General features: G+C 64.1%; 22 protein-coding genes. 9 read left to right on the top strand and 13 right to left on the bottom strand.

Annotated elements, in window-relative coordinates:
• Positions 1-126 precede the first annotated feature (126 nt).
• Both CUJ90_RS14690 and CUJ90_RS14695 read left to right on the top strand, forming a co-directional pair.
• Entirely contained in the window at positions 127-1,341 is a 1,215-nt protein-coding gene (locus tag CUJ90_RS14690) for an SAM-dependent methyltransferase (protein ID WP_073426980.1), read from the top strand.
• 111 nt (positions 1,342-1,452) lie between these two features.
• Positions 1,453-2,673: a DUF72 domain-containing protein gene (locus CUJ90_RS14695; RefSeq protein ID WP_114163129.1), complete on the top strand. Its 1,221-nt coding sequence runs from the start codon at positions 1,453-1,455 to the stop codon at positions 2,671-2,673.
• A gap of 63 nt (positions 2,674-2,736) precedes the next feature.
• Here CUJ90_RS14695 and msrA read toward each other — a convergent pair whose 3' ends face one another.
• Positions 2,737-3,285 carry a peptide-methionine (S)-S-oxide reductase MsrA gene (gene msrA, locus CUJ90_RS14700; protein WP_114163130.1) on the bottom strand — a complete coding sequence of 183 codons (549 nt, stop codon included), beginning with the start codon at positions 3,283-3,285 and terminating at the stop codon, positions 2,737-2,739.
• A 256-nt stretch (positions 3,286-3,541) separates the two neighbouring features.
• Here msrA and CUJ90_RS14705 point away from each other — a divergent pair, with 256 nt between their 5' ends.
• Positions 3,542-4,051: a flavin reductase family protein gene (locus CUJ90_RS14705; protein WP_073427221.1), complete on the top strand. Its 510-nt coding sequence runs from the start codon at positions 3,542-3,544 to the stop codon at positions 4,049-4,051.
• Positions 4,052-4,165: 114 nt separating this feature from the next.
• Here the strand turns inward: CUJ90_RS14705 and CUJ90_RS14710 are convergent, their stop codons facing one another.
• Positions 4,166-4,681 (bottom strand): Lrp/AsnC family transcriptional regulator, encoded by a 516-nt coding sequence (locus tag CUJ90_RS14710; protein ID WP_073426977.1) that lies wholly within the window; start codon positions 4,679-4,681, stop codon positions 4,166-4,168.
• A gap of 131 nt (positions 4,682-4,812) precedes the next feature.
• On the opposite strand from CUJ90_RS14710, the gene kynB reads away from it, so the two are divergent.
• Genes kynB through kynA form a run of 3 tightly spaced genes read left to right on the top strand, consistent with a single transcriptional unit; the run spans position 4,813 to position 7,675 of the window.
• On the top strand, positions 4,813-5,451 hold the full coding sequence (gene kynB / locus CUJ90_RS14715) for an arylformamidase (protein WP_073426976.1): 639 nt from the start codon (positions 4,813-4,815) through the stop codon (positions 5,449-5,451).
• 27 nt (positions 5,452-5,478) lie between these two features.
• Positions 5,479-6,729: a kynureninase gene (gene kynU, locus CUJ90_RS14720; RefSeq protein ID WP_114163131.1), complete on the top strand. Its 1,251-nt coding sequence runs from the start codon at positions 5,479-5,481 to the stop codon at positions 6,727-6,729.
• A 10-nt stretch (positions 6,730-6,739) separates the two neighbouring features.
• Positions 6,740-7,675: a tryptophan 2,3-dioxygenase gene (gene kynA, locus CUJ90_RS14725; protein ID WP_114163132.1), complete on the top strand. Its 936-nt coding sequence runs from the start codon at positions 6,740-6,742 to the stop codon at positions 7,673-7,675.
• A gap of 1 nt (position 7,676) precedes the next feature.
• Here kynA and CUJ90_RS14730 read toward each other — a convergent pair whose 3' ends face one another.
• The 7 genes from CUJ90_RS14730 to CUJ90_RS14760 form a co-directional block, all read right to left on the bottom strand.
• Positions 7,677-8,414, bottom strand: a complete 738-nt coding sequence (locus CUJ90_RS14730) for an SDR family oxidoreductase (protein ID WP_083083261.1) — start codon at positions 8,412-8,414, stop codon at positions 7,677-7,679.
• Positions 8,411-9,955 (bottom strand): FGGY-family carbohydrate kinase, encoded by a 1,545-nt coding sequence (locus tag CUJ90_RS14735; RefSeq protein ID WP_114163133.1) that lies wholly within the window; start codon positions 9,953-9,955, stop codon positions 8,411-8,413. The genes CUJ90_RS14730 and CUJ90_RS14735 overlap by 4 nt, the downstream gene beginning before the upstream one ends.
• A gap of 48 nt (positions 9,956-10,003) precedes the next feature.
• Positions 10,004-11,098: an alcohol dehydrogenase catalytic domain-containing protein gene (locus CUJ90_RS14740; protein ID WP_073426971.1), complete on the bottom strand. Its 1,095-nt coding sequence runs from the start codon at positions 11,096-11,098 to the stop codon at positions 10,004-10,006.
• A 37-nt stretch (positions 11,099-11,135) separates the two neighbouring features.
• On the bottom strand, positions 11,136-12,143 hold the full coding sequence (locus CUJ90_RS14745; protein WP_114163134.1) for an ABC transporter permease: 1,008 nt from the start codon (positions 12,141-12,143) through the stop codon (positions 11,136-11,138).
• Positions 12,130-13,650: a sugar ABC transporter ATP-binding protein gene (locus tag CUJ90_RS14750; RefSeq protein ID WP_114163135.1), complete on the bottom strand. Its 1,521-nt coding sequence runs from the start codon at positions 13,648-13,650 to the stop codon at positions 12,130-12,132. The genes CUJ90_RS14745 and CUJ90_RS14750 overlap by 14 nt, the downstream gene beginning before the upstream one ends.
• Before the next feature lie 64 nt (positions 13,651-13,714).
• Complete coding sequence (locus CUJ90_RS14755) at positions 13,715-14,668, bottom strand: substrate-binding domain-containing protein (RefSeq protein ID WP_073426968.1); 954 nt, start codon at positions 14,666-14,668, stop codon at positions 13,715-13,717.
• A 109-nt stretch (positions 14,669-14,777) separates the two neighbouring features.
• Positions 14,778-15,773 carry an AraC family transcriptional regulator gene (locus CUJ90_RS14760; protein ID WP_083083258.1) on the bottom strand — a complete coding sequence of 332 codons (996 nt, stop codon included), beginning with the start codon at positions 15,771-15,773 and terminating at the stop codon, positions 14,778-14,780.
• A 382-nt stretch (positions 15,774-16,155) separates the two neighbouring features.
• On the opposite strand from CUJ90_RS14760, the gene dalD reads away from it, so the two are divergent.
• The 3 genes from dalD (at position 16,156) to CUJ90_RS14775 (ending at position 20,199) form a co-directional block, all read left to right on the top strand.
• Positions 16,156-17,565, top strand: a complete 1,410-nt coding sequence (gene dalD / locus CUJ90_RS14765) for a D-arabinitol 4-dehydrogenase (protein WP_073426966.1) — start codon at positions 16,156-16,158, stop codon at positions 17,563-17,565.
• 114 nt (positions 17,566-17,679) lie between these two features.
• On the top strand, positions 17,680-19,161 hold the full coding sequence (gene xylB / locus CUJ90_RS14770; RefSeq protein WP_114163136.1) for a xylulokinase: 1,482 nt from the start codon (positions 17,680-17,682) through the stop codon (positions 19,159-19,161).
• A gap of 90 nt (positions 19,162-19,251) precedes the next feature.
• Positions 19,252-20,199: a sugar-binding transcriptional regulator gene (locus CUJ90_RS14775; RefSeq protein ID WP_073426964.1), complete on the top strand. Its 948-nt coding sequence runs from the start codon at positions 19,252-19,254 to the stop codon at positions 20,197-20,199.
• 57 nt (positions 20,200-20,256) lie between these two features.
• On the opposite strand, the gene CUJ90_RS14780 is transcribed toward CUJ90_RS14775, so the two are convergent.
• From CUJ90_RS14780 to CUJ90_RS14795, 4 genes are read right to left on the bottom strand one after another with little or no spacing between them, the layout of a single operon-like run.
• Positions 20,257-21,366 (bottom strand): ABC transporter ATP-binding protein, encoded by a 1,110-nt coding sequence (locus tag CUJ90_RS14780; RefSeq protein ID WP_073426963.1) that lies wholly within the window; start codon positions 21,364-21,366, stop codon positions 20,257-20,259.
• A gap of 51 nt (positions 21,367-21,417) precedes the next feature.
• On the bottom strand, positions 21,418-22,107 hold the full coding sequence (locus CUJ90_RS14785; protein WP_083083255.1) for an HAD family hydrolase: 690 nt from the start codon (positions 22,105-22,107) through the stop codon (positions 21,418-21,420).
• A complete protein-coding gene (locus tag CUJ90_RS14790) occupies positions 22,104-22,937 on the bottom strand; it encodes a carbohydrate ABC transporter permease (protein WP_227470792.1) in 834 nt (277 codons plus the stop codon). The genes CUJ90_RS14785 and CUJ90_RS14790 overlap by 4 nt, the downstream gene beginning before the upstream one ends.
• Before the next feature lie 38 nt (positions 22,938-22,975).
• Positions 22,976-23,911, bottom strand: a complete 936-nt coding sequence (locus CUJ90_RS14795; RefSeq protein WP_073426960.1) for a carbohydrate ABC transporter permease — start codon at positions 23,909-23,911, stop codon at positions 22,976-22,978.
• Between the last annotated feature and the right edge of the window lie 129 nt (positions 23,912-24,040).

A 24,040-nucleotide genomic window follows, 5' to 3' on the forward strand; every position in this document is an offset into this window, starting at 1 on the left:
CCGCCAGCGCGTTGCCAACGCAGCAGCGCGCGGCGGCAGGATCGTGCTCGCGGCATGGGAGTTGCGTCGCACTGAGTAACGATCCGCACGAGCTTTGCTTTAGTTCAACAGACACGGAGAAATCACATGTTCTGGGAGAAAAAGCTGGCGCAGTGGGTGGACGATGTAAAAACGAGGGCGAACTTGCCAGCGCGCCTTGTGCTGTGGGACGGCCAGCAACACGACTTCGGGCAGTTCGCCGCGCCTCAGGTCACGCTGCACGTCAAAAGCGCCACGGCGCTGCCCTATCTGCTCGAACCGAGCCTCGACAATCTCGGCGAGGCCTACGTCAAGGGCAAGATCGACATCGAAGGCAAGCTGTCGGACATCATCAATATCAGCTACCAGCTCGCGCGCAGCACCGTCACCAGTGCGAGCAAGCTGGCGCGCGTGCGGCGCTACTTCAATCATTCGAAAGCGTCGGACAAGAAGGCGATCCAGTATCACTACGACGTCTCGAACGAGTTCTACAAGCTGTGGCTCGACGAGAACATGGTGTACTCGTGTGCGTACTTCGAAAACGGCGACGAGGATCTGGCCACCGCGCAGATCAAGAAGATCGACCACATCCTCACCAAGATCCAGTTGCAGCCGGGGCAGCGCCTGCTCGACATCGGCTGCGGCTGGGGCGCGCTCGTATTGCGTGCGGCACGCAAATTCGGCGCGAAGTGCGTGGGCGTGACGCTCTCGCAGAATCAGTACGATCTCGCCACCGCTCGCGTGAAAGCCGCGGGCCTCGAAAGCCAGATCGAGATTCGTCTGCAGGATTACCGCGACGTGGTCGGGCAGTTCGACCGCATCACCAGCGTCGGCATGTTCGAACACGTCGGCCGCAAGAATCTGCCGGGCTACTTCGAGAAGATCCGCGACCTGCTGGTCGACGACGGCATCGCGATGAATCACGGCATCACGTCGAGCGATGCGGACAGCGGCGAGACCGCGCTCGGCGGCGGCGAATTCATCGACCGCTATGTGTTCCCGGACGGCGAACTCCCGCACATCAGCCTCGCGCTCGAATCGATGCAGCGCGGCGGGCTCGAAGCGGTTGACGTGGAAAGCCTGCGCCGTCACTATGCGCACACGCTGGAAATCTGGGCGGAGAACTTCGAGGCGCATGCGGAGGAAGCCCGCAGTCTGGTCGACGACGAAAAATTCCGCATCTGGCGCGTGTATCTGGCCGGCTGCGCGTATGCGTTCGAGAACGACGACGTGTCCATCTACCAGGTGGTGTGCCGCAAAGCCGGCCGCAGCGCGAAAACCTTGCCGTGGTCGCGCCGCTATATGTACGAGAAACCGCTGTGATACGGGTACGCCGCCACGACTTGCCGTGGCGGCGTACCCAGGTTGCGTGACGGGGCGGCGTCCATTGGCGGGCCGACGTGGCGCAACCTTTGAACAGCAGGCCGAACATCGATGGACCAGAGCGGGACGAGTGAAGTGGGAGAGCCGGTGAACGGCGAGCATGACGCGGCAGCCGAGGCCGGGCAATTCGATCTGTTCGGCATGCCGGTGGAGCCCGCGCCATGGCCATCGAAAGCGGCTCAAAACGCACAAGCGGAGCGCCCGGCCGTTCCCGCCGACGCCCCCAAGAAACGCCGCGCCCGCGAGGTGCTGGCGGCCACGCCCTCGCCGGAACTCCTCGCGCTCGCCGCCGAACTGCCGCCGCAAGTCCACCTCGGCACCTCGACGTGGTCGTTTCCCGGTTGGAACGGCATTGTCTACGGCGACGAATACAGCAACAGCAAACTCTCGCGCGAAGGTCTCGCGGCCTACGGCGCGCATCCGCTGCTCAAGACGGTCAGCATCGACCGGTCGTTTTATCAGGCGCTCACCGTCACCGAGTATTTGCGCTACGCGCAGCAAGTGCCGGCGCATTTCCGCTTCATCGTGAAGGCGCCGATGACGATCACCGACGCCACCGTGCGCGCCGAACGCGGCGAGCCGGTCTCGCTGAATCCGTGTTTTCTGAATGCGCAAATGGCGATCGACGACTTCGTCACGCCATGTCTCGAAGGACTCGGCGCGAAAGCCGGCGCATTGGTGTTTCAGTTATCGCCGTTGCCCGATCAGATGCTGGCCGAGCCGGCGGTGTTCATCGAACGCCTCGCCGGATTCCTCGCGGCATTGCCGACGTTGCCCGAAGGCACCTGCTACGCAATCGAAATCCGCGACGCCAGTTTGCTGACGCCGCGCTTTATCCGCACGCTGAAGGCGGCGGGCGTGCGCTATTGCGTCGGCATTCACGCGCGCATGCCGGACCCGCTGCGCCAGGCCGCGGCGCTCGCGCTGCTGGACGGCGAGCCGGCCGGGCCGCTGATCGTGCGCTGGAGTCTGCACGGCGGCTTCAAATACGAACAGGCGAAGGCGAAGTACGAACCGTTCGATCGACTGGTGGACCAGGACCCGGCCACGCGCGCGTCGCTCGCCGAACTGGCCGCGCGCTACGCGCTGGCCGGCCAGCCGGTGGTGATCGCGGTCAACAATAAAGCGGAAGGGTCCGCGCCGCTCAGTTGCGTGGAACTGGCGCGGGCGATCGTCGAGGCGTATGCGCGGCTGGCTCACGAGCATGAGCATGACCCAATGCAGCCGGCGCCCGGCGAACATGAACGAAACGAAAGCGGCGAACCAGGCTAGGCGAACCCTCGCTCAACGAGGGCTCGTTGGCTATCGCCCGGCTGAATCGAACCACCGCTCCGCTCAACTCGCCTTGACGCGATGCGCGAACTTCTGGCGAAACTTCGCGACTTTCGGCGCCACCACGAACGAGCAATACCCCTGGTTCGGATGCTGCGCGAAATAGTTCTGATGATAGGCCTCAGCAGGCCAGTAGTTGCCGTCGAGCGGCAGCACTTGCGTGACGATCTGCCCGTCGTAAATGCCCTGTTCGCCGATCTCGCGAATCGCCTGTAGCGCCGTTTCGCGCTGCGCGTCCGAATGCGTGAAGATCACCGAGCGATATTGCGTGCCGACGTCGTTGCCTTGCCGGTTCAATTGCGTCGGATCGTGGATCGCAAAGAAGATATCCAGTATCTCGCGATAACCGATCTTCGCCGGATCGAAGTCGACGTTCACGACTTCCGCGTGGCCGGTCACGCCATCGCATACCTGCTCGTAGGTCGGATGCTGCGTCTGACCGCCCGCATAGCCCGACTCCACCGAGTTCACGCCATCGACGCCCAGATATACCGCTTCGAGGCACCAGAAACACCCGCCACCGAGGGTGGCGACTTCGCCTGTCTGACTCATGCTGCTCGCTCCTTGAGACTCATAGTCGGCCGATGCCGGTCCCCGCGTGGCCGCAACGCTCATGCCCATCGCGGCGTTCCAGCTTAGCGGGTTTTCCACATACCGGCAGGGGTCGCGGCCAATGCCGCCGCGATTGCAGTTAAAATTGGGACAAATCGACGATTTTCACTATGACTTTCGAATCATTTGTTTCCGGCCGCACGCGCGATGGGTTCAGCCTTGGATTCTCAAGGCTTGCGCCGAAGGCTTTCATCCGATGAAGCGCGCCAGCCCGCCCAACTTCGACCAGAACGCCTTCAAGCAGGCGCTCAGCCAATTCGCCACCGGCGTCACCGTCATTACAACGCGTGCGGAGTCCGGCCAATTGATCGGCATCACGGCCAGCTCGTTCAATTCGGTTTCGCTCAATCCGCCGCTGGTGCTGTGGAGTCTCGCCACGCGCTCGGCGTCGATGCCGGTATTCCGCGCCAACAGCCACTATGTGGTCAACGTGCTGGCCGGCTCGCAACTCGATCTGTGCAAGCGCTTCGCCACCGTGAAGGGGGATCGCTTCGAAGGCGTGTCGCACGCGCAAGGCGATACCGGCATGCCGGTGCTCGACGGCGCGCTCGCCTGGTTCGAATGCCATAACCGCAGCCGCTACGAAGAAGGCGACCACGTGATTTTCGTCGGCGAGGTGGAGCGCTGCGGCGTGCACGAGCATGTCGCGGAGGTGTCGCCGCTGGTGTTCCAGAACGGCCAGTTCCACGGACTCAAACCACTCTGAAGGCGACGCCCTGTTTTACACGCGGTACAGGTAGGCCGCGCAGCATGAGCGGGCGATGTGTGAAACGTCCGATAAACGCATGGCACTTCGGGGCTTGCGCGATCGGCGGTGGATTCAACGATCGTTATGCGACGCGCCATGCCCACCGGTTTTCGTCACCAGCGACACCGGCACGCCCGAATCTTCCTTGAGCGTCTGCAGCACGATATTCGAGCGAATATCCATCACGCCCGGCGCTTTATAGAGGCGATGCAGCACGAAATCGGAATAGTGCTTGAGGTTGTGCGCGAGCACGCGCAGCAGGTAATGCGTTTCGCCGGTCACGACGAATGCGCCGACCACTTCCGGCCAGTCTTGCAGCGCCTGTGCAAAACGCTCATGCCAGTTCTCCTGGTCGTTGCGCATCGACACCTGCACGAACGCCTCCAGTTCAAAACCCAGCACTTCGCGATTCAGACACGCGCGGTAATGTTCGATGACGCCCTGCTCTTCCAGGAGGCGCAAGCGTCGCAGACACGCCGACGGCGAGAGCGAGATGCGCTCCGCGAGATCCAGATTGCTGATGCGTCCTTCCTGCTGAAGCACCGCCAAAATACGGCAATCGGTGGCGTCGAGCGAGATCGCGTTCATATTCGGTCTCCCTTTCCCATTTGACTCAAATTATGTTCCAAGACAACGCGTAGAAGGAGATTTTTTCGCAATCACATTTCGCGGCAAGCCACCTATCATTCCCGGATAGACAAAACACCGCAGATGGAGATATGGACACACTCTGGGACATCACCCCCGCCGTCGATACCGCGACGCCGGTCTGGCCGGGCGACACGCCGGTCGGCATAGAACGCGTGTGGCGCATGGAGGCGGGCTCGCCGGTCAACGTCGCGCGGCTGACCTTGTCGCCGCACACCGGCGCTCACACCGACGCCCCGCTGCACTACGACGCCGAGGGCGCCGCCATCGGCCACGTGCCACTCGACGCCTACCTGGGCCGCTGCCGGGTGATTCATTGCATCGGCGCCTCGCCTGTTGTCACGCCACAACACCTGAACGGTTCGCTCGACGATCTGCCGCCGCGAGTCTTACTGCGCACTTACAGGAACGCGCCCACCGCGGCCTGGGACAGCGCGTTCTGCGCGGTCGCGCCGGAGACCATCGACCTGCTGGCCGCGAAGGGCGTGAAGCTGATCGGCATCGACACGCCGTCGCTCGATCCACAGGAATCGAAAACGATGGACGCTCACCACCGCGTGCGCGCGCATCGCATGGCGATACTCGAAGGCATCGTGCTGGATGCCGTCGCGCCCGGCGACTATGAACTGATCGCGCTGCCGCTGAAGCTGACCACGCTCGACGCGAGCCCGGTGCGCGCGGTGTTGCGCGCGCTGGCCAGCACCCACTGAACGCTTTTCCTGACCGACTGGACCACCATGAACCATCGTGACGAAGCACTGGCGCTCGACCGCGCCGACCCGCTCGCGGCCCTGCGCGACCAGTTCGCGCTGCCGCCGGCCACTATCTATCTGGACGGCAACTCGCTCGGCGTGGCGCCCGCCGCCGCCGCGCAGCGCGCGCAAACCGTGATCGGCGCCGAATGGGGCGAAGGCCTGATCCGCAGCTGGAACAGCGCCGGCTGGTTCGCGTTGCCGCGCCGGCTCGGCAACAAGCTCGCGCCGCTGATCGGCGCGGCGCAGGACGAAGTCGTCATTACCGATACGATTTCGATCAACCTCTTCAAGCTGCTGTCGGCCGCGTTGCGGCTGGCGAATGCGCGCGATCCGAAGCGGCGCGTGATCGTCTCCGAGCGCTCGAATTTCCCGACCGATCTGTACATCGCGCAAGGGCTGATCGAGCAGCTCGATCGCGGCTACGAACTGCGTCTCGTCGACGATCCGTCGGAACTACCGACCGCGATCGACAACGACACGGCCATCGCGATGATCACGCACGTGAACTACCGCACCGGCTATATGCACGACATGGCCGCGGTCACGAAGCTGATCCACGACCAGGGCGCGCTCGCGCTATGGGATCTCGCGCATTCGGCGGGCGCGGTGCCGGTCGACCTGAACGGCGTCGGCGCCGATTACGCGGTCGGCTGCACGTATAAGTATCTGAACGGCGGACCGGGCTCGCCCGCGTTCGTATGGGTGCCGCAGCGTCACCAGAACGACTTCGCTCAACCGCTGTCCGGTTGGTGGGGTCATCGCGCGCCGTTCAAGATGGACCCGACCTATCAACCGGACGACGGCATCGGCCGCTTCCTGTGCGGCACGCAGCCGATGGTGTCGATGTCGCTGGTCGAATGCGGGCTCGACGTGTTCCTGCAGACCGACATGCAGGCGATCCGCAAGAAATCGCTGGCGTTGACCGATCTGTTCATCGAACTCGTTGAAACGCGCTGCGGCGAGTTTCCGCTGAAGCTCGTCACGCCGCGCGCGCATCGGCAGCGCGGCTCGCATGCGAGCTTCGAGCATCCGCACGGCTATGAGGTGATGCAGGCGTTGATCGCGCGCGGCGTGATCGGCGACTACCGCGAGCCGCACGTGTTGCGCTTCGGCTTTACGCCGCTGTACACGCGCTTTGTCGACGTGTGGGATGCCGTGGAAACGCTGCGCGACGTGCTCGCGAACGAGACCTGGCGAGCGCCTGAATTCGCCGCACGCGGCGCTGTGACCTGAGGAGCACGCAATGACCGATCACATGCAAACGCCGGGTTTGCCGGAAGAAAAACCGGCGCAAGGATGTCCGTTTGGGCATGGGCAGACCGCGGCGCCCGGCGCATCCACGAAGTCCGCTTCTTCCGGCGACGGCTGGCACGACGCGCAACTCGATTTCTCCGAATCGATGAGCTACGGCGACTATCTGTCGCTGGGAACGGTGCTGAATGCGCAGCATCCGCTGTCGCCGGATCACAACGAGATGCTGTTCATCATCCAGCATCAAACCAGCGAGTTGTGGATGAAGCTCGCACTGTATGAATTGCGCGCGGCGTTGAAGGCGGTGCATCGCGACGAGTTGCCGCCGGCGTTCAAGATGCTCGCGCGCGTCTCGCGGATCATGGAACAACTCGTACAGGCATGGAGCGTTCTCGCGACGATGACGCCGTCCGAGTACACCGCCATGCGACCATACCTGGGAAGTTCTTCCGGGTTTCAGTCGTATCAGTACCGGCAGATCGAGTTCCTGCTCGGCAACAAGAACGAGCAGATGCTCAAGCCGCACGCGCATCGCGCGGACGTGCTTGCCGAGGTGAAGGCTTCGCTGGAAGCGCCTTCTTTCTACGACGAGGTGGTGAGGCTGCTTGCGCGTCGCGGGTTTGCGATTTCACCTTCCAGACTGCAGCGCGACTGGACGCAGCCCACCACGCACGATGCTTCCGTCGAGGCGGCCTGGCTCGAGGTCTATCGCAACCCGTCGCAACATTGGGAGTTGTATGAGATGGCCGAGGAACTGGTCGATCTCGAAGACGCGTTTCGCCAGTGGCGGTTCCGGCATGTGACCACGGTGGAACGGATCATCGGCTTCAAGCAAGGCACGGGCGGCACGAGCGGCGCGCCGTACCTGCGAAAGATGCTGGACGTGGTGCTGTTTCCCGAGCTTTGGCATGTGAGGACGATGCTGTAGTTCACCTCGCGGTATAGCCCCCATCGATCGGCAAACACACACCGCTGATCATCGACGCCGCGTCGCTCAACAAAAACATGATCGGCGCGGCGACCTCGGCGGACTCCGCAAACCGCTGCAAGGGAATCGCCCGCAACGCGGGCTCGCGCTTCGCGGGATCGCTCCATGCCTGCACCGCCATCGGCGTCAACGTGACGGTCGGATTGACGCTGTTCACGCGAATGCCGAACGGCCCGAGTTCGATGCACAACGCGCGCGTCACCGCATCCATCGCCGCCTTGGAAGCCGAATAGCTCAGATGATCGTCCAGCGCGACGAGCGCGGCCTGACTCGACACGTTCACGATACTGCCGGCGCGCCTGGCGTCGATCATCCCGCGCGCCACGTGCTTCGCCACCAGCACGGCGCCACGCGTATTCACCGCCATCACGCGATCGAAACTGGCGGCCGTCGTATCCACCGCGCGTTCGAGCAACGCGATCCCCGCGCAATTCACGAGGCCGTCGAATGGATCGAGCGAGCCCAATGCATCGTCGATCGCGGCTTCGTCGCTGACGTCGAGCGTCAGCGGCTCGCAGCCGGTCTCTTCAGCGAGGCGCGCGAGTTCATTGACGTTGCGCGCCGCGGCGACCACGTTCGCGCCGGATGCGCACAACGCCTCGACCGTCGCGCGCCCGATTCCGCTCGATGCGCCCGTGACCAGAATCGACTTGCCGGAAAAATCGAAAGTAGCATTCATGATGATTGCAACCGATGCATGACCGGCTTCAACGCCGGATAAAGGTCCGTATAAAGGCCGAAGCGCTTTTCGTACAGCGCGAGGCGCGCGGCGTCGGGCTGCGCGCGCTCGATCAGCGTCACCCAGCCGCCCTGCGCTGCCTCGGGCGACACCAAACCGGCGCCCACCCCGGCCAGCAGCGCCGCGCCCATCGCCGCTTCCACTTCCTGCTCGATCGTGTAGACCGGATAGCCGGTAATGTCCGCGATGATCTGCATCCACAGATCCGAATGCGCGGCGCCGCCCACGACGATCAATTTGTCGTCCAGCGACTGCGCGCCTTTGCGTCCCGCCTCGATGTTGTGCTTGAGCGCGAACGACACGCCTTCCAGCACCGCCCGATACAGATGCGCGCGCGTATGGAACAAACTCAGGCCGACAAAAGCGCCGCTCGCCTTCGCGTCCCACACCGGGCTGCGCTCGCCCATCAGATACGGCAGGAACATCACGCCATCCGAACCGGCGGCCACCTTCGCGGCGGACTCTTCGAGCAGGCGATGCGGGTCGCCATGCGGCGTCGCGCGCGCGGCCTCGATCTCCGCATGACAGAACTGCTCGCGATACCACGTCACCGACGCGCCCGCCGTGATCGCGCCGCCGAACACATAGATGTCGCGCTGACCGTTGAAGACGTGCGGCATGCTGATCAGGCCGTGCCGCGCATCGACGGTCTGGTTGATATAGCCCCAGCACATGCTGGTGCCGATCATCGCGACATGCTGGCCGGCACGCGTGACGCCTGCGGCGAACGTCGCCACCGCCGCATCCACGCCGCCCGCGACGATCGCCGTGCCCGCTTCGAGTCCGAGTTGTTCGGTCCATTGCGATAGCAGGCCGCCCACCACTTCGGACGATTCCACCAGCCGCTCCGGCATCATGGTCGCCGGAATGCCGAGCATGTCGAGCGCTTCGTCGGACCAGTCGCGCCTGGCGATGTCGTAGATGCCGCCGATATTGCCCGCCGAACTGTGATCGACCGCGACCTCGCCGGTGAGCATATAAATGATGTACGCGTTCGGCGGCAGGAAATAGCGCGTGTGCGACCAGACGTCCGGCTCGTGATCGCGCAGCCACAGCATCTTGGTGTAGCCGTAATAGCTGTCCACGCCGTTGCCGGTGATCGCGTACAGGCGTTCGAGATCGACGTTGCCGCGCACCCATTCGACCTGATCGGTCGCGCGCCGGTCCATCCAGATCAGGCACGGATAGAGCGGCCGCATATCGCTATCGACGACGATGCCCGAGCCGCCATACAGGCTGCTCACGCACACCGCCTTGATCGACGCCGCCGCGACGCCCGTCTCTTTCGCCTTCGTCACGCAAGCGGCGATGCATTCCACCACCGCCTTGAACCACACCGCAGGCCATTGCTCGGCCCACAGCGGCTTGGGCGTATCCGGCTGATAGCTCGACGCATGCTGCGCGACGATCGCGCCGTGCTGATCGACGAGCAGCGCCTTGGTGCTCTGCGTGCCGATATCGACGCCGATGACGTAGTTCATACTGTCTCCGTTTATATGCCGCTCGCGTTCGCTCGACGCTGCAAACGTTCAGGCGCGCGGCTTCATCAATACCTTGATCGAATCGAGCGAGTCGGCGACCTTGATCGCCTCCTCCCATTCCTCCAACGAAAAGCCGTGCGTGACGATGCCCTTCGAGGTGACGAGTCCGCGCGCCAGCAGATCGATTGCGATCGGATAACAGTAGGGTCCAAGATGCGCGCCGCGCACGTCGAGTTCCTTGCGATCGCCGATCACCGACCAGTCTAGCGTGGTATCCGCGCCGAACACCGAAAACTCGACGAAGCGCCCGAGCTTGCGAATCAGGTCCATGCCCTGGTTCACGCCGACCGGCGCGCCGGTGGTCTCGATGTACACATCGCAACCATAGCCGTCAGTGAGCGAATGGATGATCGCGAGCGCGTCGTCCTGCTTCGGATTGATCGTCACGTCGGCGCCGTACTCGCGCGCGAGCGCGAGGCGCTCTTCCACCAGATCGATCACGACGAGCTTCTTCGGCGTTTTCAGATGCGCGACTTGCGTCATCATCAGGCCGAGCGGTCCGGCGCCCGCGATCACCACCACGTCGTCGAGTTGCACATCGCCGCGATTGACCGTGTGAATCGCGCAGGCGAGCGGTTCGATGATCGCCGCGTCTTCGAGCGAGATGCCGTCGGGAATCTTGTGGACGATCGCGGTCGGCGGAATGCGCATGTATTCGGCCATGCCGCCGTCCGCGACTTCGCGCTGAAAGCCGAAGATGTTGTGCACCTCGCACATCCAGTATTGGCCGGACTTGCAGTAACGGCACTTGCCGCAGGGCACGATCTGCTCGGCGATCACGCGGTCGCCGGGCTTCACGCCGAAGTGCGCGGCCGCGCCTTCGCCGATCTCCTCGACGAAGCCGAAGAATTCGTGCCCAGGAATCACCGGCGCTTTCACCCACGGGCTCGGGCCGCCCCAGAACATCTTCGCGCCCGAATGGCATTTGCAGTCGCTCGCGCAGATGCCGCACGCGGCGATGCGGATCACCAGTTCATGCGCGCGCGCCTTGGGCTTCGCCACCTGTTCGACCCGATAGTCTTTCGGCGCATGACAGACGATGGCCGTCATGCTCTGCTTGTCAGCTTGAGTGGATTGAGTCATTGCGTGGTCCTGCTGGAAAGAGAAAGTCAGTGGAGAGTTATTTTCTGCGGTCGCGGCTGATGTAGATCGCGAGCAGAATGATTCCGCCCTTGATCACGTTCTGCACGTACGGATTCACGCCGACCATGTTCAGGCCGTTGTTCAATACGCCGAGCAGCAGCGCGCCGATCAACGTGCCGATGATCGAGCCGCGTCCGCCGGAAATCGAGGTGCCGCCCATCACCACCGCCGCGATGGCGTCGAGCTCGAAGCCCACGCCCGCGTTCGGCTGGCCGCTCATCAAACGCGCGGTCAGCACGATCGCGGCGAACGCCGAGGTCAAGCCGGCGATCGTGTAGACGATCAGCTTCACGCGCGCCACGCGCACGCCGGAAAGACGCGTCGCCTGTTCGTTGCCGCCGATCGCATACACGTAGCGGCCGAACGGCATGCGTTCGAGCAGCACCCAGGCGATCGCGTAGATCACCGCCATGATCACGACCGGCGCCTGAATGCCGACAATCTTGCCGCTGCCGAAGAAGCTGACCCAGTCGGGCAAGCCGTCGATCGGATAGCCGCCCGTGTAGATCAGCGCGAGGCCGCGGGCGATGCCCATCGTCGCCAGCGTGACGATGATGGGCGGCATGCCGGCGAACGCGACGAAGAAACCGTTGGCCGCGCCAAAGCCGAGACCGACCGCGACGCCGATCGCAAGCGCCGTCACCGCATTCATCCCGGCCACCATCAGGCCGGCGGCGAGCGTGCCCGATAAAGCCATCACCGAACCCACGGAAAGGTCGATGCCGCCGGTCAGAATCACGCAGGTCATGCCCACGGCGATGATCGCGTTGATTGACACCTGGCGCAGCACGTTCTCCAGATTCGCGCCGGAGAGGAAACTGTCGCTCGCGAACACCATCACGATGCACACCGCCACCAGGCCGACGAACGGATAGAACAGCGTCGAGCGCTTCAACGCGGCCCAACTGAAACGCAGCGGCGCACCGGGGACGCCCCCGCTGACGGTGGACGTTTTCGGCGAGGAAGAAGGATTAGGCGAGTTCATGGCTTGCTCCACGGGTGCCGGCTGTTGCATAGGTCATCACGGCGTTCGAGTCGATCTGGTCGCCTTCGAGCATGGCTTCGATGCGGCCCTGGCGGAACACGGCGACGCGGTCGCACATGCCGACGATCTCCGGCAATTCGGACGAGATCATGATGATCGAGTAGCCGCGCGCGGTGAGTTCGCGCATCAGCAGATAGATTTCGGCTTTCGCGCCGACGTCGATGCCGCGCGTGGGTTCGTCGAAGATCAGGATGTTGGTGTGGTGATTCAGCCAGCGCGCGATCACCACCTTCTGCTGATTGCCGCCGGAGAGCGTCGCGACTTCGGTGTGCATGGTCGGCGCCTTGACGCCCACGCGTTTCATGATGTCGGCGGTCGCGCGCGCTTCGCTGCGCTGGTCGATGAAAAACCGCAGCGAGCGATACTTGCCGAGGTTGTTGATCGAGATGTTCTGCTTGATCGAGAAATCGGTGATCAGCCCTTCGGTCTTGCGGCTCTCCGGCAGAATGCCGACGCCGGCGCGCAATGCGTCGGCCGGATCGGACAGCTTCGCGGCCGTGCCGTTGATGCGAATCTCCTTCACGTAGGCCGCGTCCGCGCCGATCACGGCGAGCGCGATTTCGGTGCGCCCCGAGCCGACCAGTCCCGCGAAGCCGAGAATCTCGCCTTCACGCAAATCGAAACTCAGCACCGGACTGTCTTTGCGCAGTTGCAGCTTGTCGACCTGGAGCACGGTTTTCGCATCGGCGGCGAGCGGCGGCTTCGGCGGAAAGCTGTTTTCGATGCGGCGGCCCACCATCATCTCGACGAGCCGGCTCACATCGGATTGCGCGACCTCGGTCATGCCGACGTACTGGCCGTCGCGCAGCACGGTAATGCGGTCGCACACTTCAAAGATCTCTTCCAGATGATGCGAGATGAAGATCATCGCCACGCCCTGCTTCTTCAGGTCGCGCATGATCGCGAACAGATGCTCGGCTTCCGCGGGCGTGAGCGTCGCGGTGGGTTCGTCGAGAATCAGAATGCGCGCTTCCAGCGACAACGCCTTGCCGATTTCGACGAACTGCTGCTGCGCCACCGACAGCTCGCGAATCGGCACCGACAGATCGATCGCCACGCCGAGCCGCTGAAAGATCGCCGCCGCCGCGCGCCGCATCTTGCCGCGCTCCAGAAGGCCCAGGCTGTTTCTCAACTCGCGGCCGAGAAACATGTTCTCCACCCCGTTCAGATACGGAATCAGGCTGAACTCCTGAAACACGATGCCGACGCCCGCGGCCACCGCGTCGTGATAATTCGTGAAGTGGCGCGCGGCGCCGTCGATCGTGATCGTGCCTTCGTCCGGCTGATAGATGCCGCACAGGATTTTCATCAACGTCGACTTGCCCGCGCCGTTCTCGCCGAGCAACGCGTGAATCTCGCCGCGCGCGATCTCCAGGTGAATGTCTTGCAGCGCCTTCACGCCGGGAAAACTTTTGCTGATGTGTTCGAGCTTGAGTATCGTGTCCATCGGGTCCTCCTTCACGGCTCGCCGACGCGCCCATTCGAACGCGGCACGGCGGCGAGCCTTCGCCTTACCAGCTGAAACCCTTGGCGTTGCTCTTGTCGACCATCTTCACGTCGACCGGAATCGCTTTCGGCACATTGGCGCCCCACTTCTTCGCGAGCGCGACGCCGAGGGCGATGCGCACCTGGTCGGCGGGGAATTGCGCGGACGTTTCGACGAACTTCGAATTCGGCTTCTGGATCGCGGCAATCGCTTCGGGCGCACCGTCGACGCTCGTCAGCTTGATGTCCTTACCCGATGCTTCGATCGCCGAGAGCGCGCCCATCGAGCCGCCGTCGTTCACGCTGAACACGCCCTTCAGGTTCGGATGCGCCTGAATCATGTTCTCGGTGACGGACAAGGCCGTCGCGCGTTCCTGCTTGCCGTTCTGCGTATCCACGAGCTTGACGCCGGGGCTCCTCGCGAGCGCCGCCTTGCAGCCGCGCACTCGTTCGAGAATCGGCACCACCGGAATGCCGTCGAGAATCGCCACTTCGCCGCTGCCGCCGATCGACTTCGCCAGATACTCGCAAGCCATCACCCCGGCGTCGAAGTTCTTCGAGCCGACGAACGAATCGACCGGACCGTTCGCGTTCGCATCCACGGCGACCACCACCACGCCCGCCTTTTTCGCCGACGTCACCGCCGATTGAATGCCGGTCGAATCGGTCGGATTCACGAGCAGGATGTCGATCTTCTTTTGCAGCATGTCCTCGACGTCGCTGACCTGCTTGCTGACGTCGTGATGCGCGTCGGTGACGACCACGGTCGCGCCCATCGACGCGGCCGCGTCGTTCAGCGCTTTTTGCATCGTCACGAAGTACGGGTTGTTCATCTCCTGGAACGTCATGCCGATTTTCAGCGGCGCGGCCTGCGCCGCCGGCGCGGCGATGAACGACAGGCCGACCGCAAGCGCCGTCACCGCGGCCGTGCGGCGTGCGAGGGTCTTCAACGATGCCTGCTTCGAATTGGATTGCGTCATGGTTGTCTCCGTTTTTAAAAATGAGCACGTCCCTCACGCTGTCGAAAGACAGCGCGATACGTGTTTGCAACGCGGGTCGGTGAAACGCTTCGGCTCGAGGCCGGGAATGCTACGTGGGTGCCAGGTTGGGGGGATAAGCGGCGGCGGCGCTGCGCGGCAAACCCGGCGCGAGCACGATTGCGGGCACAGCGTCGTCGATGCCCACGCCGCGCGCGGCGGCTTCCTCGGAAGCGTCGCGGCTCGCGCCGTTCAGTTGCTGATAGCGGCGAAACTTCGAGGGCGCCATGCCCTTCACGGCAAGGAACTGCCGGTTGAAATTCGACAGGTTGTTGAAGCCCGCCTTGAAGCAGATCTCGGTGACGCTCAGGTCTTCGTCCGTCAGCAGTTGGCATGCGAGGTTGATGCGCATGCGATTCACGTACTGCACGAAAGGCAAGCCCGTATGACGGCGGAAGTAACGCGAGAACGCGCTCACGCTCTGCCCCGCCAGTTGCGCGAGGTCGGATTCGCGCAATTCGCCCGCGAGGTTCTTGCCGATATACGAGAGCACGTGATTGATGCGGGTCGATGCGAAACCCGTGGGGTCCGCCTGATACGCGGGGCTGGCGAGCGTCTCGCGATCCTCGGCGCTCACGAGGATTTCGAGCATCGACATGAACAGCACCAGACGGCGCAGCCCGCGCGCCGCCAGCAATTCCAGAAAGAGCGGCTGGATCACCGCGCTCGTCGTCGCGCCGAACGACACGCCGCGGCGCGAGTCGGCCAGCAGCGCTTCGACCTGACGCCACTCCGGAAAACTGCCGACGCAGCTCGACACGAACTCCTGCCCGAATTGCACGACCAGATTGCGTTGCGCGATCGTCTCGCCTTGCGGCACGTCGCTCACCCAGTTGTGCGGCAGGTTCGGCCCCATCAACACGAGGTTGCCGGGCGCGAAGCTGCTGATATGGTCGCCGACGAACATCTTGCCGGTGGTCGCGACGATCAGATGAATCTCGTACTCCGGGTGAAAGTGCCAGCGCACCGTGCGATACGGATAGCCATGCGACCACACCTTGAAGGATTCGTCGCGGCGTACGGCCACGATCTCGAGATCGGGTTGCACTGTCTGCCTCCATGAAGCGGCTTCGTGATCGCGCCGCGGGTCTTCGTGTTGTATAGCGAAAAGTAGCCTTCAATGGCGTTATCCACCACTAAAAATGAAACCGCGGACCGATACTTTTTTGCATTCGGGTTAGTCCCGACCCGGTTCGCGTCAAATTTGATGCAACGCAATACACGGGGCAACGCGTTCCCATCATGCGACGACGCATCGTCACGCATGCCGGAACGCACTGCCGCGCCGCGCTGCGCCACGAAAACCCTGCGAGCTCGCCTTGACTTTCGTTTCGGCGGATACGATCATTCGTTCACAGTAAGAGCAAATGCTCCATCCAGAGAAAAACGCACGCGCAAGCCGTGCGAGTCAAGGCATTCAGGAGACGCACATGAACAGCGGGCAAGGCGGCGCGGCCGCACACGTGATCCTCCACATCGGCGCGGGATCGTTTCATCGCGCCCACCAGGCGTGGTATCTGCATCGTTTGAATGAAGCGAACGTGGCGGGCGAGCCGCACTGGTCGCTGGCGGTGGGCAATATTCGCGGCGACATGAATGCGGTGCTCGAAGCGCTCGCGGCGCAAGACGGCGTCTACACGCTCGAAACCGTCACGCCGCAGGGCGAGCGCGCGTATGAAACGATTCGTTCGATCGAGCGTGTGGTGCCGTGGACCGAAAGCCTCGACGCGCTGATCGAAGCGGGCGCCGACCCGGCCTGCAAGATCATTTCGTTCACGGTCACCGAGGGCGGCTATTACCTCGACGAGCACCACAAGCTCGATACCGCCAATCCCGATCTCGCCACCGATCTCAAGGGCGGCCACACCACCATCTACGGCGCGCTCGCGGCCATTCTCGACGCGCGCATGAAGCGCGGCGCCGGTCCCGTCACATTGCAGACTTGCGACAACCTGCGCAGCAACGGCGAGCGCTTTCACGCCGGCATGAGCGAGTTTCTCGAACGGCGCGGCGCGAACGAACTGGCGCGATGGTTCGACGACAACACCGCCTCGCCGAGCTCGATGGTCGACCGCATCACGCCGCGCCCCACGCCGGACGTGCGCGAACGCGTCAAGGCCGCGACCGGCGTCGACGACGCCTGCCCGGTGATGGGCGAAGCGTTCATTCAGTGGGTGATCGAAGACCGCTTCATCGCGGGACGGCCGGCCTGGGAAAAGGTCGGCGCGGAACTCGTGGACTCGGTGCTGCCCTACGAGGAAGCGAAGATCCGCATTCTCAACGCGACGCATAGCTGCATTGCGTGGGCGGGCACGCTGGTCGGACTGAACTACATTCACGAAGGCACGCTCGACGCGGACATCCAGAAGTTCGCGTTCGATTACGTCACCGAAGACGTGATTCCGTGTCTCACGCCGAGTCCGCTCGATCTCGAACGTTATCGCGACGTGGTGCTCGAGCGCTTCGGCAATCCGTATATCCAGGACACCAATCAGCGTGTCGCGGCCGACGGCTTTTCGAAGCTGCCCGGCTTTATCGCGCCGACGCTGGCCGAATGTTTCGAGCGCGGCGTCACGCCCGCGGCCACGGCAATGCTGCCGGCGCTGTTCTTCCGCTTTCTCGATCGCTGGCAAGCCGGCAAGCTGCCCTACGCGTATCAGGACGGCGTGATGGACGAGCGCGTCGCGCGCGGCTTCTTCGCGGCGCCCGATCCGTTGCAGGCGTTCGCCGCCGACCGGCTGCTGTGGGGCAGCATGGCGCAGACGCCCGAACTGGAATCGGCGCTGGCGGGCGCGCTCGCGCGCGTCGACGTGTGGCTGGCCAAACGCGGCGCGGCCTGAACATCGCGCTCGAACAATCCGCTTGAATATCCCGCACTCAGGCATAACGCGCATGGCACCGTGCGCGATGTGCGGCTAAAGTAGCGCATCCCTAACGACGAAGGTTCCGCGCCCATGTATCTCGGCATCGACCTCGGCACGTCCGAAGTGAAAGTCCTGCTGCTCGCCTCCAATGGACGCGTGATCGGCACGGCAGGCTCCCCGTTTACCGTTTCGCGCCCGCATCAGCGCTGGTCCGAGCAGAATCCCGAGGACTGGTGGGCCGGCACGCGCGCCGCGCTCGCCGCGTTGCGCGCCAAACATCCCGACGAGTTCGCGGAGATTCGCGGCATCGGCCTCTCGGGCCAGATGCACGGCGCGGTGCTGCTGGATGCGCAAGACCGCGTGCTGCGTCCCGCGATCTTGTGGAACGACATGCGCAGCGACAAGGAATGCGCGGAACTGACCGGGCGCGCGCCGCAACTGCACAGCGTGGCGGGCAATCTCGCGATGCCGGGCTTCACCGCGCCGAAGCTGCTGTGGGTCGCGCGCCACGAGCCCGAGATCTTCGCGCAAACCGCCTGCGTGCTGCTGCCGAAAGATTACCTGCGTCTGCAACTGACCGGCGGCAAGGTATCCGATCCATCGGATGCGGCCGGCACCCTGTGGCTCGACGTCGCCAAACGCGACTGGTCCGACTCGCTGCTCGCCGCCTGCGACATGACGCGCGCACAGATGCCGAAGCTCGCCGAAGGCAGCGAGCCGTCCGGCACGCTGCTGCCCGAGGTGGCGCGCGAGTTCGGCTTGAGCGACGGCGTGGTCGTCGCGGCGGGCGGCGGCGACAACGCCACGAGCGCGATCGGCATCGGCGCGACACAACCGGGCGACGGCTTCGTGTCGCTCGGCACGTCAGGCGTGCTATGCGTGGTCGGCGACAGCTTCAGGCCGAATCCGTCCTCGGCGGTGCATGCGTTCTGTCACGCGATTCCCGATCGCTGGCATCAGATGAGCGTGGTGCTGTCGGCGGCGAGTTGCCTGCGCTGGGTCTGCAAGCTCACTTCCACCGACGAACCCACCCTGCTCGCCGAAATCGAGGCGCTGCCCGTCGACGCGTTGAACACCGCGCCGCTCTTTCTGCCCTACCTCTCCGGTGAACGCACGCCGCACAACGACCCGTACGCGCAAGGCGTGTTTTTCGGCATGACTCACGCGACCGACCGCGCCTTGCTCGGCTACGCGGTGCTCGAAGGCGTGACCCTCGCGCTCACCGACGGCCTCGACGCGCTGCGCGCGGCCGGCACGGAAGCGAAGGCGCTCTCGCTGCTGGGCGGCGGCGCGCGCAGCGATTACTGGGCGCAACTGCTCGCCGACGCGCTCGACACCGCTACCCGCAAGCACGGCGGCGGCGAAACCGGCGCGGCGCTCGGCGCGGCACGCCTGGGCTGGCTGGCCGCGGGCGGCGACCCGGACAAGGTGCTCGCCAAACCGCCGATCGAAAAGGAGTTCACGCCGAACCCGCGCCGTCACGCGGAACTGCGCGCACGGCTCGACGCGTATCGCGCGCTGTACCGCCATGTGCGGCCGCTGTTCGACCCCGCGCGTCAGCGGCTCGCGTAAGCGACGCCGGCGCAGCCGGTTCTCCGCCTGTTCCCGTTAACACGCGAGGACCGGCTGCTATCATCGGCGCACTTCAAGCAGAACCTCACCGTGCCCAAGTCCACAGAAAAATTAGATCTTGCTACCCGCGCCGCGTGGCTCTACTACGTCGCCGGCAATACCCAGAACGAGATCGCCGAAAAGTTGCAGGTATCGCGCCCGGTCGCGCAACGGCTGGTCGCCTTCGCGGTGGAAAAGAATCTGATTCGCGTGCGCGTCGATCACCAACTGGCCGATTGCCTCGCGCTCGCCGATCAACTGTCGAAGCGCTACGGCCTCTCCATGTGCGAAGTGGTGCCGGTCGACAGCGATACGTCCGAGGAAGTGGACCGCAAGCTCGCGGTGGCCGGCGCGCAGGTCATGGAGCGCTATCTCAGCGCGGAAAAACCGATGGTGGTCGCGGTGAGCAGCGGCCGGACGCTGAAGGCCGCGGTCGATCAGATCGCGCAGCTCGACCGTCCGCAGCACAGGCTGGTGTCGATGGTCGGGGCGATCGCCTCGGACGGCTCCTCGAACCGCTACGACGTCGCGCTGCACATCTCGGAAAAGACCGGCGGCAAACACTTTCTGCTGCCCGCGCCGTTGCTCGCCGATAGTGAGGCCGAGCGCGCGCAATGGTGCAATCACCGGCTTTATCGCATCGTCGAATCGCTGTCGGCCAAAGCGGATGTCGCGTTCGTCGGCATCGGCGATATCGGGCCGAAATGTCCGCTGCACGTGGACGGCTTCATCACGTCGGCGGAAGTGAAGGAGTTGATGCGCAACGGCGCGGTGGCCGAAATGCTCGGCCTCACGATCGACGCCAGCGGCGCGCATGTCGAATCGCCGACCGGCCGGCGCGTGACGAGCATCCCGCTCGATTCGCCGCCGCGCCGTCCGACCATCGGCTTTGCCGGCGGCGCGCGCAAGCGCGAAGCGGTGATCGCGGTGCTCAAGGGCGGCTGGCTCTCGGGACTCGTCACCGACGAGTTGTGCGCGCGGGCGGCGCTCGAAGCCTGAGCGCCGTTGTCGGCCAAACGTGGCCAGGCAGCGGCGCGAACGCCGCCGTCCCCGTCGTCACGCGGCCAGCACTTCCACGATCTTGCGCTGGAACGCCTTGCCTTCGCTGTCGAACAGATGACAGTGTTCCGGCGTCGCGCCGAGTTTCTGCACCGCGCCTTTCGACTGCCGTTCGAGCGGCGGAATCCGCGCGATCAGGCCGTCCGGCGCGACGCTCGACTCCGCGTACAGATAGGCCGCGTCGCCGAGCGATTCGACCGCCATCGTGCGCGCCGACACGCCGTCTTCGGTCGTGCCGACATGCAGATGCTCGGGGCGAATGCCGACCGTCACCTTGTCGCCCTGCTTGACCGACGCCGGTTCCACCGCGACGCGCTGCGTCTCGCCGGTTTCGTACAGCACCGTCACGCCGTCGTGCGCGACCGACTGCACGATGCCTTCCATGAAGTTCATCTTCGGCGAGCCGATGAAACCCGCGACGAAGCGATTAGCGGGCGCGTGATACAGCATCGTCGGGCTGCCGACCTGTTCCAGATTGCCCGCCGACAGCACGACGATCTTGTCGGCCAGCGTCATCGCTTCGACCTGATCGTGCGTCACGTAAATCATCGTGGTCTTGAGTTCGTCGTGCAGGCGCGCGAATTCGAGGCGCATCTTCACGCGCAATGCGGCGTCGAGGTTCGACAGCGGTTCGTCGAACAGGAACACTTTCGGCTTGCGCGTGATCGCGCGGCCAATCGCCACGCGCTGGCGTTGGCCGCCGGAAAGCTGCTTGGGCTTGCGATCGAGCAGATGATCGATGTGCAGGATCTTCGCCGCGTTGCGCACGGCCGCGTCGATTTCCGGCTTTTTGGTGCCGGCGAGCTTCAGGCCGAACGCCATGTTGTCGTACAGCGTCATGTGCGGATACAGCGCGTACGATTGGAACACCATCGCGATGCCGCGCTTGGCGGGCGGCACGTCGTTCATGCGCGTGCCGTCGATGGTGAGATCGCCGCCGCTGATGTCCTCGAGGCCGGCGATCATTCGCATCAGCGTCGATTTACCGCAACCGCTCGGGCCCACGAACACGACGAACTCGCCGTCCGCGATGTCGAGGTTGATGTCGCGCATCACCTCGTTGTCGTCGTAAGCCTTTCTGATGTTGCGCAGAGTTACGCTTGCCATGATGTGTCTCCGTGTCATGCTGTGTGTTGCTTATGCGTTGATGAAGCGCGCTTACGGCGCCGCCGCCGTCGCGCTCAGCGTCCATTGCGCGACCAGTTCGGGCAACTGCCGCATGTCGTCGAATACGTGGCGCGCGCCCGCTGCGTGCAGCTTGCCGATCTGCGCCTCGCTCGCATGGCCGCCGCCGATGAAACCGAGCACCGTCATGCCCGCCGCGCTCGCCGCCGTCACGCCGGTGACGCTGTCCTCCACCACGAGGCACGCGGATGGCGCGAGGCCCAGGCCTTGCGCCGCCGCGAGATAGACATCGGGCGCGGGCTTCGGATTGGGCACCGCATCGGCGCAAAAAAGACGGTCGCCGAAAAACGTCACGAGGCCGGTGCGCGCCAACACGGCTTCCACGTAGGGGCGGAAACTGTTGCTCGCGCACCCCTTGATGAGCGGCACCTGGCCGAGCGCGGCCACGATGCCTTCGACCGCGCTCGCCTGCATCGCCGCCGCTTCCACCGCGCAGCGAATCGCGTCGATGTCCTCGACGGTGAGACTTTTACCGAGCTGCGTCGCCGTGCCTTGCAACACCCTCTCGATGCGCAAGCCGAGCAGCGGCAGCACGACCGGCTCGACGTCGCTGCCCGGCCAGCGGGCTTCGAGTTCGTGCACCAGCATGCGCGCCGCCACGGCTTCGCTGTCGATCAGCACGCCGTCGCAGTCGCAGATCAGGGCGAGATTGCCTGCCGTCATTTGACCGCCCCGAAGGTGAGACCGCGCACCAGTTGCTTTTGCGACAACCAGCCGACGATCAGGATCGGCGCGACCGCGAGCAGCGAGGCGGCGGACAGCTTGGCCCAGAACAGGCCCTCAGGACTCGAGTACGAGGCGATGAACACGGTCAGCGGCGCCGCGCTCGAACTCGATAGATTGATGCTCCAGAACGCTTCGTTCCACGACAGGATCACGAGCAGCAGCGCGGTGGAGGCGAGTCCGGGCAACGCCATCGGCATCAGCAGATAGACGATCTCCTGCCACGTCGCGGCGCCGTCGATGCGTCCGGCTTCGAGAATGTCGCGCGGAATCTCGGCGAAGTACGTGAACGACATCCACACCGCGATCGGCAGATTGATCAGCGTGTAGACGATCACGAGGCCCGACACCGTATCGAGCAAGCCGCTGTTCTTCCACAGCAGATAGATAGGCACGAGTACGCCGACCGACGGCATCATCTTGGTCGACAGCATCCACAGCAGCACTTTCTGCGTGCGGCGCGTCGGAAAGAACGCCATTGCATAGGCGGCCGGCACGGCGAGAATCAGGCACAGCACCGTGACGCCCGCCGAGATCAGGATCGAATTCCACGCGAACGAAAAGTAATTGCTGCGCGCGAACACCTCGCGGAAGCTGTCGAGCGTCGGGATGAAGAATAGCGACGACGAATACGCCTGCTGTTCGGTCTTGAATGCGGTGATCGTCATCCAGAAGATCGGAAAGAACAGCAGCAGCGCGACCAGCCAGGCGATCACGCCGGGAATGCCGCGGCGAATCGCGGCGAACGGCGACCTGGCCGGCACGGTCATGGGCGTCGCGCTCGACGCCGGAGTGGAGGCAACCTGGCTCATTTTTCGTACTCCCCTTTCAGGTTCTTCGCGAGCATCCGCACGAGGAAGAACGACACGATATTGGCCAGCACGACGGCGAGAATGCCGCCCGCCGAGGCGAGACCGACGTCGAACTGTTGCAGGCCGAGCGAATAGATCAGGTACGACAGATTGGTGGTCGCGGTGCCCGGACCGCCGCCCGTGGTCGTATAGATTTCAGCGAAGATCGACAGCAGGAAAATCGTCTCCATCATCACCACCACCGCTATCGCCCGTTTCAGGTGGGGCAGCGTGATGTAGAAGAACATCGAGAACGGACCGGCGCCGTCGATGCGCGCCGCTTCCTTCTGCTCCTGATCGAGCGACTGGATCGCGGTGAACAGAATCAGGAACGCGAACGGCAGCCACTGCCACGCCACGATCATGATCACGGCCGTCAACGGATACTCGGCGAACCAGTCGATCGGCTGCATGCCGAGCGCGCGCATGCCGTCCGCGATCAGACCGTACACCGGATGCAGGATCATGTTCTTCCAGATCAGCGCGCTGACCGTCGGCATCACGAAGAACGGCGCGATCGCGAGCAGCCGCGCCACGCCCTGGCCGTAGAACTTGCGGTCGAACAGGATCGCCATCAGCACCCCGCCGACCACCGTGATCACCAGCACCGCGACGATCAACTCGAGCGTGTGTCCGATCGAGGGGCCGAACGACGGATCGCTGGCCAGATATTTGTAGTTGTCGAAACCGGCAAAACCCTTCAGGTCCGGGTTCAGCAGGTTGTAGCGCGAGAACGAAAACCAGATCGTCATCGCGAGCGGAATCGCCATCCACAGCACCAGCACCGCGACCGAGGGCGAAACCAGCCAGCGGGCGGAATTGGCTTTGCGGACTTCGCGTTCTTTTTCCGTCTGGGGATGCGCGGACATGAGAGGCAGGCGCAGAGGACGCATGATTGACCACCTGTTCGGTAATGCGCGGGACGTCGGCCTTGGCGGCCCGAACCGCGTTCGGCTACCGCGATTTGAAAGCGCTGTCGCGGCGCGTGCGCGGCAAGGACGGCCCGCTGTGCTGCGTGAGCC

It is taken from the genome of Paraburkholderia terricola, assembly GCF_003330825.1.
GTDB lineage: Bacteria > Pseudomonadota > Gammaproteobacteria > Burkholderiales > Burkholderiaceae > Paraburkholderia > Paraburkholderia terricola.

Coding starts and splice junctions, on each gene's coding strand:
- CUJ90_RS14690 (WP_073426980.1), top strand. CDS start 127: ATGTTCTGGGAGAAAAAGCTGGCGCAGTGGGTGGACGATGTAAAAACG.
- CUJ90_RS14695 (WP_114163129.1), top strand. CDS start 1,453: ATGGACCAGAGCGGGACGAGTGAAGTGGGAGAGCCGGTGAACGGCGAG.
- msrA (WP_114163130.1), bottom strand. CDS start 3,285: ATGAGTCAGACAGGCGAAGTCGCCACCCTCGGTGGCGGGTGTTTCTGG.
- CUJ90_RS14705 (WP_073427221.1), top strand. CDS start 3,542: ATGAAGCGCGCCAGCCCGCCCAACTTCGACCAGAACGCCTTCAAGCAG.
- CUJ90_RS14710 (WP_073426977.1), bottom strand. CDS start 4,681: ATGAACGCGATCTCGCTCGACGCCACCGATTGCCGTATTTTGGCGGTG.
- kynB (WP_073426976.1), top strand. CDS start 4,813: ATGGACACACTCTGGGACATCACCCCCGCCGTCGATACCGCGACGCCG.
- kynU (WP_114163131.1), top strand. CDS start 5,479: ATGAACCATCGTGACGAAGCACTGGCGCTCGACCGCGCCGACCCGCTC.
- kynA (WP_114163132.1), top strand. CDS start 6,740: ATGACCGATCACATGCAAACGCCGGGTTTGCCGGAAGAAAAACCGGCG.
- CUJ90_RS14730 (WP_083083261.1), bottom strand. CDS start 8,414: ATGAATGCTACTTTCGATTTTTCCGGCAAGTCGATTCTGGTCACGGGC.
- CUJ90_RS14735 (WP_114163133.1), bottom strand. CDS start 9,955: ATGAACTACGTCATCGGCGTCGATATCGGCACGCAGAGCACCAAGGCG.
- CUJ90_RS14740 (WP_073426971.1), bottom strand. CDS start 11,098: ATGACTCAATCCACTCAAGCTGACAAGCAGAGCATGACGGCCATCGTC.
- CUJ90_RS14745 (WP_114163134.1), bottom strand. CDS start 12,143: ATGAACTCGCCTAATCCTTCTTCCTCGCCGAAAACGTCCACCGTCAGC.
- CUJ90_RS14750 (WP_114163135.1), bottom strand. CDS start 13,650: ATGGACACGATACTCAAGCTCGAACACATCAGCAAAAGTTTTCCCGGC.
- CUJ90_RS14755 (WP_073426968.1), bottom strand. CDS start 14,668: ATGACGCAATCCAATTCGAAGCAGGCATCGTTGAAGACCCTCGCACGC.
- dalD (WP_073426966.1), top strand. CDS start 16,156: ATGAACAGCGGGCAAGGCGGCGCGGCCGCACACGTGATCCTCCACATC.
- xylB (WP_114163136.1), top strand. CDS start 17,680: ATGTATCTCGGCATCGACCTCGGCACGTCCGAAGTGAAAGTCCTGCTG.
- CUJ90_RS14780 (WP_073426963.1), bottom strand. CDS start 21,366: ATGGCAAGCGTAACTCTGCGCAACATCAGAAAGGCTTACGACGACAAC.
- CUJ90_RS14785 (WP_083083255.1), bottom strand. CDS start 22,107: ATGACGGCAGGCAATCTCGCCCTGATCTGCGACTGCGACGGCGTGCTG.
- CUJ90_RS14790 (WP_227470792.1), bottom strand. CDS start 22,937: ATGACCGTGCCGGCCAGGTCGCCGTTCGCCGCGATTCGCCGCGGCATT.
- CUJ90_RS14795 (WP_073426960.1), bottom strand. CDS start 23,911: ATGCGTCCTCTGCGCCTGCCTCTCATGTCCGCGCATCCCCAGACGGAA.